Origin of the sequence: Variovorax nitratireducens, from assembly GCF_051216545.1 — a bacterium.
Taxonomy (GTDB): Bacteria; Pseudomonadota; Gammaproteobacteria; order Burkholderiales; family Burkholderiaceae_C; genus Variovorax.
This window is the reverse complement of the sequence record NZ_JBPJZO010000007.1, coordinates 36,556-50,509: the sequence shown is the minus strand read 5'-3', so window position 1 is coordinate 50,509 and position 13,954 is coordinate 36,556. Positions and strand designations below refer to the sequence as shown.

The 13,954-nt window shown below is 68.9% G+C and carries 14 protein-coding genes and 1 pseudogene; 5 read left to right on the top strand and 10 right to left on the bottom strand.

What is annotated here, in order from left to right:
• Positions 1-34: 34 nt before the first annotated feature.
• The 6 genes from ACSFA8_RS17415 to ACSFA8_RS17390 form a co-directional block, all read right to left on the bottom strand.
• On the bottom strand, positions 35-289 hold the full coding sequence (locus ACSFA8_RS17415; RefSeq protein WP_435480748.1) for a DUF4124 domain-containing protein: 255 nt from the start codon (positions 287-289) through the stop codon (positions 35-37).
• Between the two features lie 11 nt (positions 290-300).
• Positions 301-1,425 (bottom strand): ABC transporter substrate-binding protein, encoded by a 1,125-nt coding sequence (locus tag ACSFA8_RS17410; RefSeq protein ID WP_435480747.1) that lies wholly within the window; start codon positions 1,423-1,425, stop codon positions 301-303.
• A gap of 160 nt (positions 1,426-1,585) precedes the next feature.
• Positions 1,586-1,921 (bottom strand): hypothetical protein, encoded by a 336-nt coding sequence (locus ACSFA8_RS17405; protein ID WP_435480746.1) that lies wholly within the window; start codon positions 1,919-1,921, stop codon positions 1,586-1,588.
• Positions 1,922-1,940: 19 nt separating this feature from the next.
• Complete coding sequence (locus ACSFA8_RS17400; protein ID WP_435480745.1) at positions 1,941-2,189, bottom strand: GlsB/YeaQ/YmgE family stress response membrane protein; 249 nt, start codon at positions 2,187-2,189, stop codon at positions 1,941-1,943.
• A 49-nt stretch (positions 2,190-2,238) separates the two neighbouring features.
• The gene (locus ACSFA8_RS17395) at positions 2,239-3,906 is read right to left on the bottom strand and encodes an ATP-binding protein (protein ID WP_435480744.1); all 1,668 of its coding nucleotides are present in this window, start codon (positions 3,904-3,906) and stop codon (positions 2,239-2,241) included.
• The gene (locus ACSFA8_RS17390; RefSeq protein ID WP_435480743.1) at positions 3,906-5,423 is read right to left on the bottom strand and encodes an ATPase domain-containing protein; all 1,518 of its coding nucleotides are present in this window, start codon (positions 5,421-5,423) and stop codon (positions 3,906-3,908) included. The genes ACSFA8_RS17395 and ACSFA8_RS17390 overlap by 1 nt, the downstream gene beginning before the upstream one ends.
• Positions 5,424-5,551: 128 nt before the next feature.
• On the opposite strand from ACSFA8_RS17390, the gene ACSFA8_RS17385 reads away from it, so the two are divergent.
• Complete coding sequence (locus ACSFA8_RS17385) at positions 5,552-6,181, top strand: YbhB/YbcL family Raf kinase inhibitor-like protein (RefSeq protein WP_435480742.1); 630 nt, start codon at positions 5,552-5,554, stop codon at positions 6,179-6,181.
• A gap of 3 nt (positions 6,182-6,184) precedes the next feature.
• Here the strand turns inward: ACSFA8_RS17385 and ACSFA8_RS17380 are convergent, their stop codons facing one another.
• Together ACSFA8_RS17380 and ACSFA8_RS17375 are read right to left on the bottom strand one after the other, a co-directional pair.
• Entirely contained in the window at positions 6,185-6,865 is a 681-nt protein-coding gene (locus ACSFA8_RS17380; RefSeq protein WP_435480741.1) for a ProQ/FINO family protein, read from the bottom strand.
• Between the two features lie 23 nt (positions 6,866-6,888).
• The gene (locus ACSFA8_RS17375; protein WP_435480740.1) at positions 6,889-7,710 is read right to left on the bottom strand and encodes a creatininase family protein; all 822 of its coding nucleotides are present in this window, start codon (positions 7,708-7,710) and stop codon (positions 6,889-6,891) included.
• A 71-nt stretch (positions 7,711-7,781) separates the two neighbouring features.
• Between ACSFA8_RS17375 and ACSFA8_RS17370 the strand changes: the two genes are divergently transcribed.
• Positions 7,782-8,174 (top strand): VOC family protein, encoded by a 393-nt coding sequence (locus ACSFA8_RS17370; protein ID WP_435480739.1) that lies wholly within the window; start codon positions 7,782-7,784, stop codon positions 8,172-8,174.
• A 21-nt stretch (positions 8,175-8,195) separates the two neighbouring features.
• On the opposite strand, the gene ACSFA8_RS17365 is transcribed toward ACSFA8_RS17370, so the two are convergent.
• Both ACSFA8_RS17365 and ACSFA8_RS17360 read right to left on the bottom strand, forming a co-directional pair.
• The gene (locus tag ACSFA8_RS17365; protein WP_435480738.1) at positions 8,196-8,687 is read right to left on the bottom strand and encodes an SET domain-containing protein; all 492 of its coding nucleotides are present in this window, start codon (positions 8,685-8,687) and stop codon (positions 8,196-8,198) included.
• A gap of 78 nt (positions 8,688-8,765) precedes the next feature.
• Positions 8,766-10,097, bottom strand: a complete 1,332-nt coding sequence (locus ACSFA8_RS17360; protein WP_435480737.1) for a PQQ-dependent sugar dehydrogenase — start codon at positions 10,095-10,097, stop codon at positions 8,766-8,768.
• Between the two features lie 113 nt (positions 10,098-10,210).
• Here ACSFA8_RS17360 and ACSFA8_RS17355 point away from each other — a divergent pair.
• The 3 genes and pseudogenes from ACSFA8_RS17355 to ACSFA8_RS17345 all read left to right on the top strand — a co-directional run.
• Positions 10,211-10,807: pseudogene (locus ACSFA8_RS17355) on the top strand (alanyl-tRNA editing protein); the annotation flags it as partial.
• Positions 10,808-10,883: 76 nt separating this feature from the next.
• Positions 10,884-13,076 carry a protein-disulfide reductase DsbD family protein gene (locus ACSFA8_RS17350; protein WP_435480736.1) on the top strand — a complete coding sequence of 731 codons (2,193 nt, stop codon included), beginning with the start codon at positions 10,884-10,886 and terminating at the stop codon, positions 13,074-13,076.
• Positions 13,077-13,185: 109 nt separating this feature from the next.
• Complete coding sequence (locus ACSFA8_RS17345; protein WP_435480735.1) at positions 13,186-13,881, top strand: redoxin domain-containing protein; 696 nt, start codon at positions 13,186-13,188, stop codon at positions 13,879-13,881.
• The last annotated feature ends 73 nt before the right edge of the window (positions 13,882-13,954 follow it).

The following is a 13,954-nucleotide window of genomic DNA, read 5'->3' as shown; positions in this document are numbered from 1 at the left end:
CGACGGATGAGCGCCGATAAACGCCGATGAGCGCCTACTTGCTCGCCGGCGCAGCGGCCTTGGCGACCTGCGTGGTGCTGGCCGACGCCGGCGGACGGTAGGGCTCGACTGTCCAGCCGCGCGCCGAGGCGCCGCTGCCGAACACCTTCTGCGCGCGTTCGCCGTTGCACACGGTGTCGGAAAAAGACACCTTGCCATTGGCGTCGACGCAGCGGTGCACCTGGGCCAGTGCGGGTGTGCCGGCCAGCGCCAGCAGCAAGGCCAGCCCGGGTGCGCAATACAACTTCATGGCGTTCATCCTTAACGCAGAACCCGGCCTTCGGCCGTGATGTAGACCAGATCCACCGAGCGGGTCACATCGCGCAGCGGCGGCCGCAGGTTGATGCGAAAGCCGCCCACGTCGTAGTCGACCATGCCTGTCATGGCCTTGAGCAACGCGGCCCGCGAGGGGGCCGGGCCGGCGCGGCGAACCGCCTCGCCGAGCGACTTGGCGGCGATGAAGCCCTCCAGCCCTTCGTACGAGGCGATCTGGTCGGAATCGGCCAGTGCCGCGAGGTATTCCTTGACGATCGCCGTGCGGCTGGTTTCGCGGGGCGAGGGCACCACCTGCGAAATGATCACGCCGCGAATGTCCTTGCCGAGCGAGGTGTAGAGCGGGTCGATGCCCACCACCGAAAACGTCATCAGCGCGCTGGCGTAGCCGGTCTTGCGCATTTCGCGCACGAAGGCGGAGGTGGTCTGCGACAGCGAGGCCTGCAGGATCGCCTGAGGCTGCGCCTTGGAGATGGCCGCGACCGCTTCCGCGACCTGCGTGCTGCCCGGCTGCACCTTCGCCACCACCACCGGGGCGGCCATCTTCAGCTCGGTCGCGGCGTCTTGGATCGCCTGCAGCGCCGCGCGACCCATGGCGTCGTCGTCCACCACCACGGCAATGCGGTTCTGGCCCAGTGTGCTGCATTGCCGCAGCATCGCAAACGCCTCGTCGGCCATGCTGGGCCGCACGTGGAACACGTTGCCGTGTGCCTTGTCGCGCAGCACATCGGCCGCCGCGAACGGCGCGAAGAAAGGTGCGCCCTGCTGCTGCGCGACCGCTGCGCCGGCCTCGGTGCTGGCCGTGCCGACAAAGCCGAACAGCACGTCGGCGCCATTGGCCAGCAATTTCGAGGCATTCGCCTTGGCCTTGTCAGCCTGGTAGCCGTCGTCGAGCTGGCGCAGCTCGAGCACCGTGCCGCCCGTGCGGCCAACCTGCTCGTTGTAAGCCCCCACGAACAGCTTGGCGCCGGCGGCGAACGCCATGCCGATCTCGTTGGCCGCACCGGTCATCGGGATCGACTGGCCCACCACCAGCTTGCTGGTGGCCCCGTGCGTGCCATGGTGCTTCGCCGTTTGAGCCTGCAACGGACCTGCAAGACCCAACAACGCCATGGCACCCGCCGCCTGGCCGAATCTTCTGCGCGACGCATCCATCAACATTGTTTGACCCTTGCAACAATTAATTACAAAAGCAAATCATAGAGGGTTTGTCCTGATGCGGCGATGGCTGTTACCCACGCTGGAGGGCTCTGAACCGTGCAGTACTGCACGGTCAGGCCTGCCAGACGCCGTAGCCCAGCGCGCGCAGGCGGATGCCGAGCTCGACTTCCATCGCTCTCGCGTCGTCGTACCCCATCGGGTTGTAGCGCTCGTACAGCGCGGGCAGCAGCCCCAGGCCGAAGTCGCGCACGAACACGTTCGCCTGGATGCCGGCCTTGTGTTTGTCGAATCGGATGTCCGGGTCAAGCCCCGTCATGCCGACATAGACGAACGGCTTGCCGAGCTGGTATTCGGGATTGGCGCGGCGAAAGCGCGGGCTGTTCCAGACCGGGTCGTCGAGGGCGACCACGTAGACGTGGTAGTGGGCCCTGCGCGGCTGGCGGGGCATCGCGCGGCCGGCGATGCGCTCAGGTTTTGCGCTTGACCAAACCCCAGATGATCAGCAGCACGATCGCGCCGAGCACCGAGACGATGAAGCCCGCGGTCTCACCGACCCTGTACCAGCCCATGGCCTGACCGAGGTAGGTCGCACCGAACGAACCTGCGATGCCGATCAGCGTGGTGACGATGAAGCCGGCCGAGTCGTTGCCCGGCTTGACGGCGCGTGCGATCAGACCCACGACGAAACCGATCAGGATGGTCCAGATGATGCTCATGATTTCCCTTGGCAGATTGATTGGGGACGCGTTGCGTCCGGGGGCACATTCATGATAGCGGAGCCGTCGTCGGCAGCGCCTTGGCCACGGCGCTGCCGAGCGTGGAAATGTCGAAGGGCTTGATCAGGATCGACTGGGTGCCCAGCACCCGCCCGACCGCGGCCATGTCGGCGTAGCCGGTGGCCAGCACCACCGGGATGTCGCGGACCATCTCGCGCGCGCGGGCGATCACCTCGGCACCGTTGAGCCCCGGCATCGCGTAGTCGACTACCAGCAGATCCTGCGGGGTCGCCGCGAGCTGGGCGAGTCCGCTGGCACCATCGGACGACTCGGTCACGGCATAGCCCAGCAGTTGCAGGCTTTCGACGATCACGCGCCGAACCTCGGTGTCGTCCTCGATCACCAGCACCCGGTAGCGCGACACTGCATCTTCGGCGCTGGCGACGGGCGCCTCGGCCTGGTCGGGGACGCTCCGGTCGCCCGAGGCAGGGAAGTGCATCTCCACGGTGGTGCCCCGGCCCACCTCGCTGCGCAACACGGCCGCGCCGCCGGACTGCCGCGCAAAGCCGTAGACCTGGCTCAGGCCCAACCCGGTGCCGCTGCCGACCGGCTTGGTGGTGAAAAAGGGGTCGAACACCTTGGTCTGCAGGTGCTGCGCGATGCCGACGCCGGTGTCGGTGACGGCCACCACGACCTGCTCTCCAACCGATCCGGCCGGCACCAGCCGGATCGACACGACCAGCATGCCGCCAGCGGGCATGGCATCGCGCGCATTGACCGCCAGATTCAGCACCGCCATCTCGAGCTGGTTCGCGTCGAGCACGGCCCAGGCCGGCCGGTCGCTGGCCTCGACCTGCACCGCGATGCCCGGCCCGACCGACACCGCCACCAGTTCCTGCATGCCGAGCAGCAGCGCGTTGACGTCGGTGAGCCGGGGCAGCAGCGACTGGTTACGCGCGAACGAAAGCAACTGGCCGGTGAGCTTGGCGCCCTTGCCGACCGCGGCCTTGGCCCGGCCGCTGATCGACAGCACCTTCTGGTCCTTGGCCACGCGCGCGACCAGGTCGAGATTCATGTTGACCACATGCAGCAGGTTGTTGAAATCGTGCGCGATGCCACCGGTGAGCCGGCCGATGGCCTCCATCTTCTGGCCCTGCAGCAACGCAGCCTGGGCCCGCTCGCGCTCGGCGATCTCGGCCATGAGCCGGTCGTTTGCTGCGGCCAGCTCGCGCGTGCGCGCCGAGATGCGTTCCTCCAGTTCGCGGTTCAGCCGCTCCACGTCGGCGCGCGCCTCGTCGAGCTGGGTCAGATGCATGCGGGTGGCGTACTGCCGGCTGCGCGCGCGCACCGCGGCGTCGATCGCGCGCGCGAGCGTTTCGGAATGCACCGGCCGCTCGAGCAGGATCACGTTGCCGAGCGACTGCAGCCCCGCCAGGGCGCGGTGCGTGCGGTGTGCCACCTCGCGCGCCGCCAGCACGATGAACGGAAAGTCCGACCAGCTCGGCTGCGTCATGAGCCATTCGCGCAACGGTTCGTCCGGCACCTGGGCGATCGATTCTTCGGTAATGACCGCAACCGACGCACCTTGGCCGAGCAATCCCAGGATGTCCGCGGCCGACTCGCACACCTCGGCACCCAGTTTCATGCCCTCGACCACGCTTCGAATCACGGCCGCATCGCGGCCGCGCGGGGCATGGATGAGGACCCGGCGTTCCATCAACGAGACGCCTGTGCCCGGTCGCCCAGCAGCGGCACGGCGCCGCGGTAAGACGGCACGCCGGACAGCACACCCTCGAAGTCCCTCAACGGCGGCCCGACTTCCACGCCGCCCTGGCCGAGGCGGAACTCGCGGATGCTGAGCTCGTGGTGGTTGGTGCGGCTCTTGACCACCGACATCGCCTTGCGCAGCGTGCCTTGCGATTCAAAGAAGCGGTACAGCACGATCGCATCCGACAGATAGCTCAGGTCGACATCGCTGCGCCCCTCCCCCACCAGGCCGTGCTGGCCGAGCACCAGCAGGGTCACGATCCCGCGCTGGTTCAGGTAGCTCAGCAGCTCGTGCATCTGCAGCAGCAGGAACTTGGCGCCCGGCATCGACTGCATGTAGGCGTTCAGGCTGTCGATAACCACCATGGCGGCGCCGTCCGTCTCGACCGCATCGCGCACCATGTTCGAGAAACGGCCTGGCGAGACCTCGGCCGGGTCGAGCGGCAGCAGCTGCAGCCGGCCCTCTTCGATGGCGGGCAGGACGTCCATGCCAAGTGCCTTGCAGCGGTGCAGCAGCGTGCTCAGGCCTTCGTCGAACAGGTAGTACTGGACGCGTTCTCCACGGTTCAGCGCCGCCACCACGGCCGACATCGCGGTGGTGGTCTTGCCGACGCCCGACGGGCCGATCAGCAAGGTGTTGCTGCCGCGCGCGAACCCGCCGCCCAGGATCCGGTCGAATGCCGGGGTGCCGGTGCCGACCGAGGTGGACACCACGTCACCGCGGTGCTCGGCCGCGATCAGGCGCGGGTAGACATGGATGCCGCCAGTGTCGAGCGTCAGGTCGTGTGCGCCGCCGCGGTAGGCCACGCCGCGCATCTTGACCACGCGCAGGTGCCGGCGCACCGGGCCGTAGTCGCCCACCACCTGCTCGAGCGCGATGACCCCGTGCGCGATGCTGTGCAGCTGCAGGTCGCCGCCTTCCGAGCTCATGTCGTCCAGCATCAGCACCGTGCAATTGCGCGAGGCGAAGAAGTGCTTGAGCGCGAGGATCTGGCGCCGATACCGCAACGGATCCTGCGCCAGCATGCGCATCTCGGACAGGCTGTCGAACACCAGCCGCGTCGGCTTCAGGCGCTCGACCGCCGCCATCACAACGCGGGTGGTTTCGCCGAGTTCGACCTCCGAGGTGTAGAGGATCGACTGTTCGGCATCGGGACTCAGGCCTTCCTCGCTCACCAGTTCGAACACCTCGATGCCGTCGAGCGTCCAACCGTGCGAGGCGGCCACGATGCCGAGTTCCTGCGCCGTTTCCGACAGCGTGATGTAGAGCCCCTTGTCGCCTTCCGCGCGGCCGGCCAGCAGGAACTGGAGGCCGAGCGTGGTCTTGCCGGCGCCCGGGGTGCCCTCGACCAGGTAGACATGGCGGGTCGGCAGCCCGCCGCCCAGCACGTTGTCGAGTCCGGCGATGCCGGTGATCGCGCGCGCTTGCGCGGGGACGATGGGGGGCGAAGGGGGCGGATTCAACATAAAGAAAAACTTAACGCAAGGCGACGGCCGGCGGTGACGGCATCCGCAGCCGACTTGCGTAGACGTGCGTCCTACAGACCCGCCTCCCGACTGGCGCTATACCCATGGGTTCACTTCCGGTGCATTCCATGCTCGAAAAGCTTCCCGATGCCATCGGCCGTGCGCTGCACGACGTGCGCGCGGGCCTTGACCAGATCGTCTTCAACACGCTGGGCCTGCGTGCCGGCATGGCCACGATCGAGGTCAGCAGCCTCGCGTTCGCCGACCACGCGCCGATGCCCGAGCGCTACACCGCCGATGGCGAGGGCGTGTCGCCGCCGCTCGCCTGGCGCCTGCTGCCGCCTGAAGCCAGCACGGTGGTGTTGCTGGTGGAAGATGCCGACTCGCCCACGCCCAACCCGCTGGTGCATGCGATCGTGGTCGACCTGCCGCCGCACGAGGGCGCCCTCGCCGAAGCCGCGATGCCAAGTGCGGAGCAGAACGGCGCGGGACTCCACATGGGCCGCAACTCGTACCTGCAAGGCGCCTGGCTGCCGCCGGATCCGCCGCCGGGCCATGGCGTGCACCGCTACGCGTTCCAGGTGTTCGCGCTGCGTGACGGCCCAGGCTTCAGCGAAACGCCGGGCCGGGACGAGCTGATCGACCGGTTGCGCGAACGCGCGATCGCGAGTGGCTTGCTGATCGGCACCTTCGAGCGGCCCGATGGCTCCATTCCGGAGCGGGACGCCGAATCCGTGCCGGCGCCGCTGGTGGGCTGAGGCTCAGACCGACAGCGTGCGGCCGACTTCGCGAGGGTCGAGCCCGTACATGTCGGCAAACTCGGCGACCGACTTGCCGCTTGCGGCAAAGGCGCGTTGCAGCGCCTCGCGCTTTGCGACCTGCGCAGCCAGTTCGGCAAACGCCTCGTCGACCAGTTCGTTGGTGGCCGCGTCCTGTCCGCGCACCAGCGCCAGATAGTCCTCGCGCGCCAGGCCCGAGCGCTCGAAGGCGGCGAGCAATTGCTTGCGCACCTGCGGGCGCAGATCGTCGGCGGTGCGCGTTTGGCGGCGCTTGAACACCTCGAGGATGGCGTGGTGCACATGCTCGGGCGCCACGTCTTCCACCGGCTGGCCGTCGAGGCCGTGCCGCTTGTCGCCGGCCGCCACGCGCTCCAGGTACTTGGTCGAGCGCGTGTGCAGGCCGAGCGCGACCTTGAGTTCGTCGCGCTGGAACACCTCGGGGTGCTTTTCGAGCAGCGCCTGGAACACGCCGCGCTGCAGCGGCAGGAAGCGTGCGCCGAACAGATCGGGGTACAGGCCGAACAGCAGTTCGAGCGTGGGATGCGGTTTGCGGGCACGCTTCGCGCCCTGGGCTTGCGCCTGGGGCGGCTGGCCGTCGGGGCGCGGCTTGCGTTTTTGGGGGGCGCGCGAAGCGGCGGGGGCGGGGGCGGTATCGGTCATCATTCGGTTCCGATTGTCGCCGGTCGTCAGGATGCCAGCGTGGAGAGCGGCAACGACGCCACTTCACCGAGCAGCAACGCCAGCTGCGCCGCCGCCGCCTCGACCACCTGGCGGCCCTTGTCGGCTGTTGCCGCCGCCGCGTTGCCGGCCGCGCCGTGCACGTTGTAGTCCTGCATGGCCCAGCCGAGCTTGGCGCTCCGGCCGTTGCCGAGGATCGCGTAGTCGGCCGCGCGCTGCCGGGCGCTCGATGCGAAATCCTGCGCCGCACCGGTGCGCACCAGCGGCGCGTGCAGCGCCAGCATCATCGAGGTCTCGACCTCGCCCGCATGCACGCCGAAGCGGTGTTCTTCGGCACTGAACTGCGCGTTGGCCTGGCCCAGCGGCAGGTTGAACCAGCTCACGCTGTAGACGATCAGGTCGTGCGCCTCGCGCAGTTCGCGCGCCACGATGTCCATCGCACCGACGTGCCCGCCATGCGCATTGAACAGCACCAGCTTTTTGACGCCGGCGCGCGCGACGCCGGCGCCGATGTCCTTCCACAACCGGATCAGCGTTTCGGACGAGAGCGTGAGCGTGCCCGCGAAGCGCGCGTGCTCGGGGCTCAGGCCAATCGCCTGGGTGGGCAGGAACAGCACCGGCAGATCGGCGGCCAGCTGCGGCAGCGCCGCCGAGACGATGCCGTCGACCAGCCGGGTGTCGACGCCGAGCGGCAAATGCGGGCCGTGCTGCTCGGTGGCGCCGAGCGGCAGCACCGCAACCGTGCGGGCCGGGTCGAGCGCGGCAAAATCGCGCGTCGTGAGGTCGGCCCAGAAGCGGCTGGGCAGAGGCGGGCGATCGGAGGGATTCATGCCCGCGATCTTAGAGCCGTGCAGTCTCGCCGACCGACCCCCCCATCCAGTGCCCTACCGAGGAGCCGGCCGTGTTTTCACATGTCTTCGTCAGCGTCAGCGATTTCGAGCGTGCGCTGGTCTTTCACGGCGCCGTGATGGCCAGCCTGGGTGTCGAGCTTCGCTTCTGCGAACGCGAGAAACCCTGGGCCGGCTGGCACAGCGCCGATCGATCGCGGCCCTTCTTCGTGATCTGCAAACCCTGGAACGGCCAGCCGCATGACCCGGGCAATGGGCAGATGGTGGCATTCGCGGCGCCGAGCCGTGCGGCCGTGCATGCCGCGCACCAGGCGGCGCTCGACCATGGCGGCAGTTGCGAAGGCGCGCCGGGCCCGAGGCCGCAGTACCACGCGGACTACTACGGCGCCTACTTTCGCGACCCCGACGGCAACAAGTTCTGTGTGGCGTGTCACGCGCCGGCGTGAGGCCGCGCGGCGGCGCCTTGGTCAGCCGCCCGCTTCGTCGACATCCGCCTCGGCCGCGGCCAGCATCGTGCCGCGGCAGCTCTCGGTGCCGCAGTAGCAAAGGTAGTCAGCTGGCGAGGAACCGTCGTCCGCCGTGAGGCTGTAGTCGATGAACAGCTCGTCGCCGGCGTCGACCTCCACCAGCGTCTGGAACCGGAGCACCATGCGGCCGGCCTCGTCGTAGTCTTCGACGGCCTCGCAGTTGGGGTCGCACGAATGGTTAAGGTGGCGCGTGGCGTTGCCGCCCTTGGCGCCGTCGATGGTTTCGTCGTTCGACAGCTTGAACAGGTAGGTCAGGCTGTCGTCCCAGGTCTTGGCCGCGATCTGCGCCGGCGTGTAGCGCCGCCCCTCGTAGAGGCCAATGAATGCACCGGCCGGCAGCGGCCGGGTTGCGTAGGCACCGAGGCCGTGCACGCCGCTCGCGGAAACGCGCAGGTTGGGCGTGGAAGAAGAGGCGGGGCGGGGCTTGCTCATGTCAGTGCGGTAGTGTGGCTCCGCGTATTTTCGCCAGGAAGTCCACCCGCGCATGCAGGCAAGAGCCGTACCAGATGGCTACTTGCCCCGGGACACGCGCCACACCGCGTTGCCCACGTCGTCGGCCACCAGCAGCGCACCCGACTTGTCGAGCGCCACGCCGACGGGCCGGCCCATGGCTTTTGCGTCGGCGCTCAGGAAACCGGTCAGAAAGTCTTTCGGCGGACCGTTCGGCCGGCCGCCGATGAAGGGCACGAACACCACCTTGTAGCCCGACAGCGGCTTGCGGTTCCAGGAGCCGTGCTCGCCGACAAAAACCCCGCTCGCAAATTCCGGCGGCATACCGCGGGCGTCCGAAAACGCCAGCCCCAGCGGGGCCACATGGGCGCCAAGCGCATAGTCGGGCGCGATGGCCTGCGCAACCAGTTCGGGCCGCTGCGGCTGCACGCGAATGTCGACGTGGCCGCCCCAATAGCTCCACGGCCAGCCGTAGGAAGCGCCCTCCTTCACGGAAGTCAGGTAGTCGGGCACCAGGTCGCTGCCGATCTCGTCGCGCTCGTTCACCACCGTCCACAGCGCCTTGGTTTCGGGCTCCCAGCCCAGCCCGTTGGGGTTGCGCAGGCCGCCGGCAAACAGGCGCTTGGCGCCGGTTGCGCGGTCGACCTCCCAGATCGCGGCGCGGCCTTCCTCGGCCGGGATGCCGTTCTCGCCGATGTTGCTGTTGGAGCCGACCGTCACGTAGAGCTTGCTGCCGTCGGCATTGGCGATGACGTTCTTGGTCCAGTGGTGGTTGATGCCGGCCGGCAGGTCGGTCACCTTGACCGGCGGGCCGCCGGCCGCGGTCTGGCCCTCGGTGTACGGCACCTTCACGAGCGCGTCGGCATTGGCGATGAACAGTTCGTTACCAACCAGCGCCATGCCGAAGGGAGACGTCAGGTTCCGCGCGAACACCGTGCGCACCTCGGCGATGCCATCCCCGTCTGCATCGCGCAGCAGCGAGATCCGGTTGGCACTCGGCGCGGCGGCGCCGGCGCGCTTCATGACGAAGCCCTGCACCATGCCCTTGATGCGGTCGAAGATGCCGCCGCCGCCATCCCGCGCGCCCTCAGGCTTGGGCGGCTTGTTGCTCTCTGCCACCAGCACGTCGCCGTTCGGCAGCACGTAGACCCAGCGCGGATGGTCGAGGTTGCGCGCCAGCGCGGTGACCTTGAAGCCGGGCAGCGCGGCCGGGCCGTGCGTGTCCGTCCAGCCCACGGCCGGTGCGATGTTGACGGTGGGGAACAGCGTCTTGTTGGGCGGTGGCAGCTCGGGCTTGGGGCCGGTGCCGGCCTCGAACGGGAGCTTGGCGGTTTCGCCGCAGCCAGCCAGCAGCACTGCGGCAAGCAGCAGAACGGAAGGATTTCGAACCATGCATGTCTCCTTGAATCCCCGACTTTGCGCCCGTCTGCAGCCCGACACTGTCGGTTGCGGGCGCATTCCGGCGTGGTCGCGCCCCGAAACCGAGGCCCCGCTACCATCGGGCCATGACCGACGACCTGTTCCGCGCCGACGCCTACCTGCGCCAATGCGAAGCGCGCATCGTGCGCATCGACGACGCGGGCATCGTGCTCGACCGCACGGTGTTCTATCCGCTGGGCGGCGGCCAGGCCGGCGACAGCGGCGCGCTGGTGCTGGCAGATGGTCGCGCGCTCGCCATTGCCGATTCGCGCAAGGCGAAGGACGCCGAGGGCAAGGCGACCGACGAGATCCTGCACGTGCCCGCGACCGATGCGGCAGAACAGGCCGGCATGCTCGCGGCGCTGAAGCCCGGCGACGCCGTGACGGCGCGCATCGACTGGGAACGCCGCCACAAGCTCATGCGTTTCCACACCGCGACACACCTGCTCTGCCACCTGGTGCCGCAGCCAGTGAACGGCTGCTCGATCACGCCGGAGTACGCGCGGCTCGACTTCCACATGACCGACCCGCTCGACAAGGAGGCGCTCACCGCCGGCCTGGCGCAGCTGGTTGGTGCCGCGCATCCGCTGGTGGTGGGCGCCATCTCCGACGCCGAGCTCGACGCCAATCCGGCGCTGGTCAAGAGCATGAGCGTGCAGCCGCCGCGCAACAGCCGACGCGTCGTGCTCGGCTGGGCCGCGTGATGGCCGCCGCCTACTCCCGGAACTTCCTGTACAGCCTCGCGCTCCGACCTTCGGCATGATCCCGCTCCGCGCCTCCCTCGCTACGTTTTTGATAGCGGCCTGCACCCTCTGCATGCCGGCTGCCGCGCAATTGGCGCCGAAGACGGGCGCGGTGGTGACGACGCCGCATGTCCGCGCCGAGCTCATCGCCCATGCGCCCGATGGCGTGTCGCCCGGCGCGCCGGTTCAGGTCGGGCTGCAGATCACGCACCAGCCCGAGTGGCACACCTACTGGAAAAATTCGGGAGATTCGGGCCTGCCGACCGAGCTGGCGTTCACGCTGCCGGCCGGCATCACGGCCGGCGACATCGCCTGGCCGGTGCCGACCAAGATCCCGGTCGGTACGCTGGCAAACTATGGCTACGAAGGCACGGTGCTGCTGCCGGTGCCGCTGACGGTGGCGTCCAATTTCCAGCCACCGGCGACGCTGGCGGGCACGCCGGGCACCGAGATCCGGCTCAAGGCGTCCTGGCTGGTCTGCCGCAAGGAATGCATTCCCGAGGACGGTGAGTTCGCCCTGACGCTGCCGCTGCAGGGCTCCACCGCCCTGCACAAGGCCGCGTTCGACGCGGCGCGGGCGGCCGAGCCGGTGGCGCTCCGCCAGCCGGGTGCGATCGAGGTGGACGGCCAGACGCTCAAGGTGCGGCTCGAAGGCCTGCCGGCCGCGGCGCGCGGCAAGACGCTCGACTTCTTCCCCGAAACCGGCGAGGTGATCCGCACCGCCGCGGTGCCGGGCAAGGACTGGACGCAGGCGTGGGACGGCGACACCTGGACGGCCACCATGCCGCTCGCCGAGCAGCGCAGCGCCAGTCCGGCCGCAATGCCGGTGGTGGTGGCGCTGGCCGCAGCCGATCGGGTGGCCGGGCAGCCTGTGGCATGGCGCGCCGAGGCGCCGGTCAGTGGCACCTGGCCGGCAAGCGTGCCGCGGGCCGAAGTGTCGCCAGCGCTGCAGGCGGCGCTGGCGGGCAATGCGGCAGCGGCCGGATCGGTAGCCCCTCCCGCCCCCGCCGCCGGCAGCATCTGGATGGCGCTGATCGGTGCGCTGGTCGGCGGCCTGCTGCTGAACCTGATGCCCTGCGTGTTCCCGGTGCTGGCGATCAAGGTGCTCGGCTTCGCGCGCCAGGCCGGTGACCGCAGCGCGCACCGCACCGCCGGGATTGCCTACACCGCCGGCGTGATGGTGTCGGTGCTGGCATTGGGCGGCGCCATGCTCGCGTTGCGCGCAGCCGGCTCGCAACTGGGCTGGGGCTTCCAGTTGCAGTCGCCGGCCGTGGTGGCGGCGCTCGCCGCGCTGTTCACGTTGATCGGACTGAACCTGGCCGGCGTGTTCGAGTTCGGCGTGATGGCGCCATCCAGTGTCTGCACCGCCGAGGCCCGGCATCCGGTGGCCAACGACTTTCTCTCGGGCGTGCTGGCGGTGGTGATCGCTTCGCCCTGCAGCGCACCGTTCATGGGCGCATCGCTCGGCCTCGCGATCGCGCTGCCGGCGGCCGAGGCGCTGCTGCTGTTTGCCGCGCTCGGACTCGGGCTGGCGCTGCCTTACCTGCTGGCGGCGTTCGTTCCGGCGGTGGCGCTGCTGCTGCCCAAGCCCGGCCCCTGGATGCAGACGCTGCGGCGCCTGCTCGCGTTCCCGATGTTCGCGACCGTGGCATGGCTGGTCTGGGTGCTCGGCCAGCAGACCGGAATCGACGGCGCAGGTGCGCTGCTTGCGCTGCTGGTGTGTCTGGCGGCCGTGGTCTGGGCCTTCACGCTGCGCGGCCGGACGCGCATGGTGGTTGCTTCAATTTTGATAGCAGCCAGTGCGCTGCTGACGGTTTCCATCGGCCGGAACGTGCTGCAACCCGTGGAGCCGGCCGCGCTCGCCTCGTCGGCGCGCTGGCAGAAGTGGTCGGCCGAACGCGTGAGCGAACTCAACAGTGGCGGCCAGCCTGTATTCATCGACTTCACGGCCGCCTGGTGCGTGACCTGCCAATACAACAAGAAGAGCACGCTGGCCGACACCCAGCTGCTGGCCGAATTCGACACCCGGAAGGTCGCGATGCTGCGCGCCGACTGGACGCGGCGCGACCCGGCCATCACGGCCGCGCTGGCGGCGCTGGGTCGCAACGGCGTACCGGTGTATGTTCTGCAGGCGCCGGGCAAGCCGCCGGTCGTCTTGACCGAAATCCTCGGCAAGGACGAGGTGCGGGCGGCCCTGGCCAATTTGTAGAAATCAAGACCATGGGCAATACCCCGGGCTGCGACGGGTTGTCACATTCACCTTAGAAAAGCGTTCTAAGCTGCGGTCGTCGTTCAACTTTCACTGGAGATTCGCCGACATGCCATCTTTGCCATCGTCCGCCTCCTCGCGTTCCGTCAATGCTGCGCGCCAGGCCCGCGCCGCGCTGAACCGCGCCTCGCGCCGCGCCGTGATGGCCGCCGCCGTGGCGCTCGGCGCCAGCTTCCTGATGGGAACCGCGGCCCATGCCGCGCCGACCCTTGGCCGGCGGGCGCCCGATTTCGTCGCCGTAGACACCAGCGGCAAGCAGCACCGCCTTTCGGATTTCGCCGGCAAGTTCGTGGTGCTCGAATGGACGAACCCCGGTTGCCCGTTCGTGCGCAAGCACTACGGCAGCGGCAACATGCCGGCCACGCAGAAGGCGGCAACGGCCAAGGGCGCCGTATGGCTCGCGGTCAACTCGACCGAACGCGCCGCCAGCGACTACCTGAAACCGACCGCGCTCGACGGCTGGATGAAGGAGCAAGGCGCCGCCCCCACTGCCGTGCTGATGGACGAAGACGGCGTGATCGGCCAGGCCTACGGCGCGCGCACGACACCGCACATGTTCATCATCGACCCCAAGGGGGTGCTGGTGTATGCGGGCGGCATCGACAGCATCGCCTCCGCGCGGCCGGACGACGTTCCGCGCGCGACCAACTATGTGAACCAGGCGCTTGGTGAGGCCTTTGGCGGCAAGCCGATTTCGGCAGCAGCGACGAAGGCGTACGGCTGCTCGGTGAAGTACAAGACCTAACAGGTTCGCCTTTGGGAAGCGCGCCCGCCGACGCGCCTTCCCAGGAAAGTCAGCTTCCGGTCGGCCACCGCGC

Coding starts and splice junctions, on each gene's coding strand:
- ACSFA8_RS17360 (WP_435480737.1), bottom strand. CDS start 10,097: ATGGTTCGAAATCCTTCCGTTCTGCTGCTTGCCGCAGTGCTGCTGGCT.
- ACSFA8_RS17415 (WP_435480748.1), bottom strand. CDS start 289: ATGAAGTTGTATTGCGCACCCGGGCTGGCCTTGCTGCTGGCGCTGGCC.
- ACSFA8_RS17410 (WP_435480747.1), bottom strand. CDS start 1,425: ATGGCGTTGTTGGGTCTTGCAGGTCCGTTGCAGGCTCAAACGGCGAAG.
- ACSFA8_RS17365 (WP_435480738.1), bottom strand. CDS start 8,687: ATGAGCAAGCCCCGCCCCGCCTCTTCTTCCACGCCCAACCTGCGCGTT.
- ACSFA8_RS17405 (WP_435480746.1), bottom strand. CDS start 1,921: ATGCCCCGCCAGCCGCGCAGGGCCCACTACCACGTCTACGTGGTCGCC.
- ACSFA8_RS17345 (WP_435480735.1), top strand. CDS start 13,186: ATGCCATCTTTGCCATCGTCCGCCTCCTCGCGTTCCGTCAATGCTGCG.
- ACSFA8_RS17400 (WP_435480745.1), bottom strand. CDS start 2,189: ATGAGCATCATCTGGACCATCCTGATCGGTTTCGTCGTGGGTCTGATC.
- ACSFA8_RS17375 (WP_435480740.1), bottom strand. CDS start 7,710: ATGAATCCCTCCGATCGCCCGCCTCTGCCCAGCCGCTTCTGGGCCGAC.
- ACSFA8_RS17385 (WP_435480742.1), top strand. CDS start 5,552: ATGCTCGAAAAGCTTCCCGATGCCATCGGCCGTGCGCTGCACGACGTG.
- ACSFA8_RS17395 (WP_435480744.1), bottom strand. CDS start 3,906: ATGGAACGCCGGGTCCTCATCCATGCCCCGCGCGGCCGCGATGCGGCC.
- ACSFA8_RS17350 (WP_435480736.1), top strand. CDS start 10,884: ATGATCCCGCTCCGCGCCTCCCTCGCTACGTTTTTGATAGCGGCCTGC.
- ACSFA8_RS17380 (WP_435480741.1), bottom strand. CDS start 6,865: ATGATGACCGATACCGCCCCCGCCCCCGCCGCTTCGCGCGCCCCCCAA.
- ACSFA8_RS17390 (WP_435480743.1), bottom strand. CDS start 5,423: ATGTTGAATCCGCCCCCTTCGCCCCCCATCGTCCCCGCGCAAGCGCGC.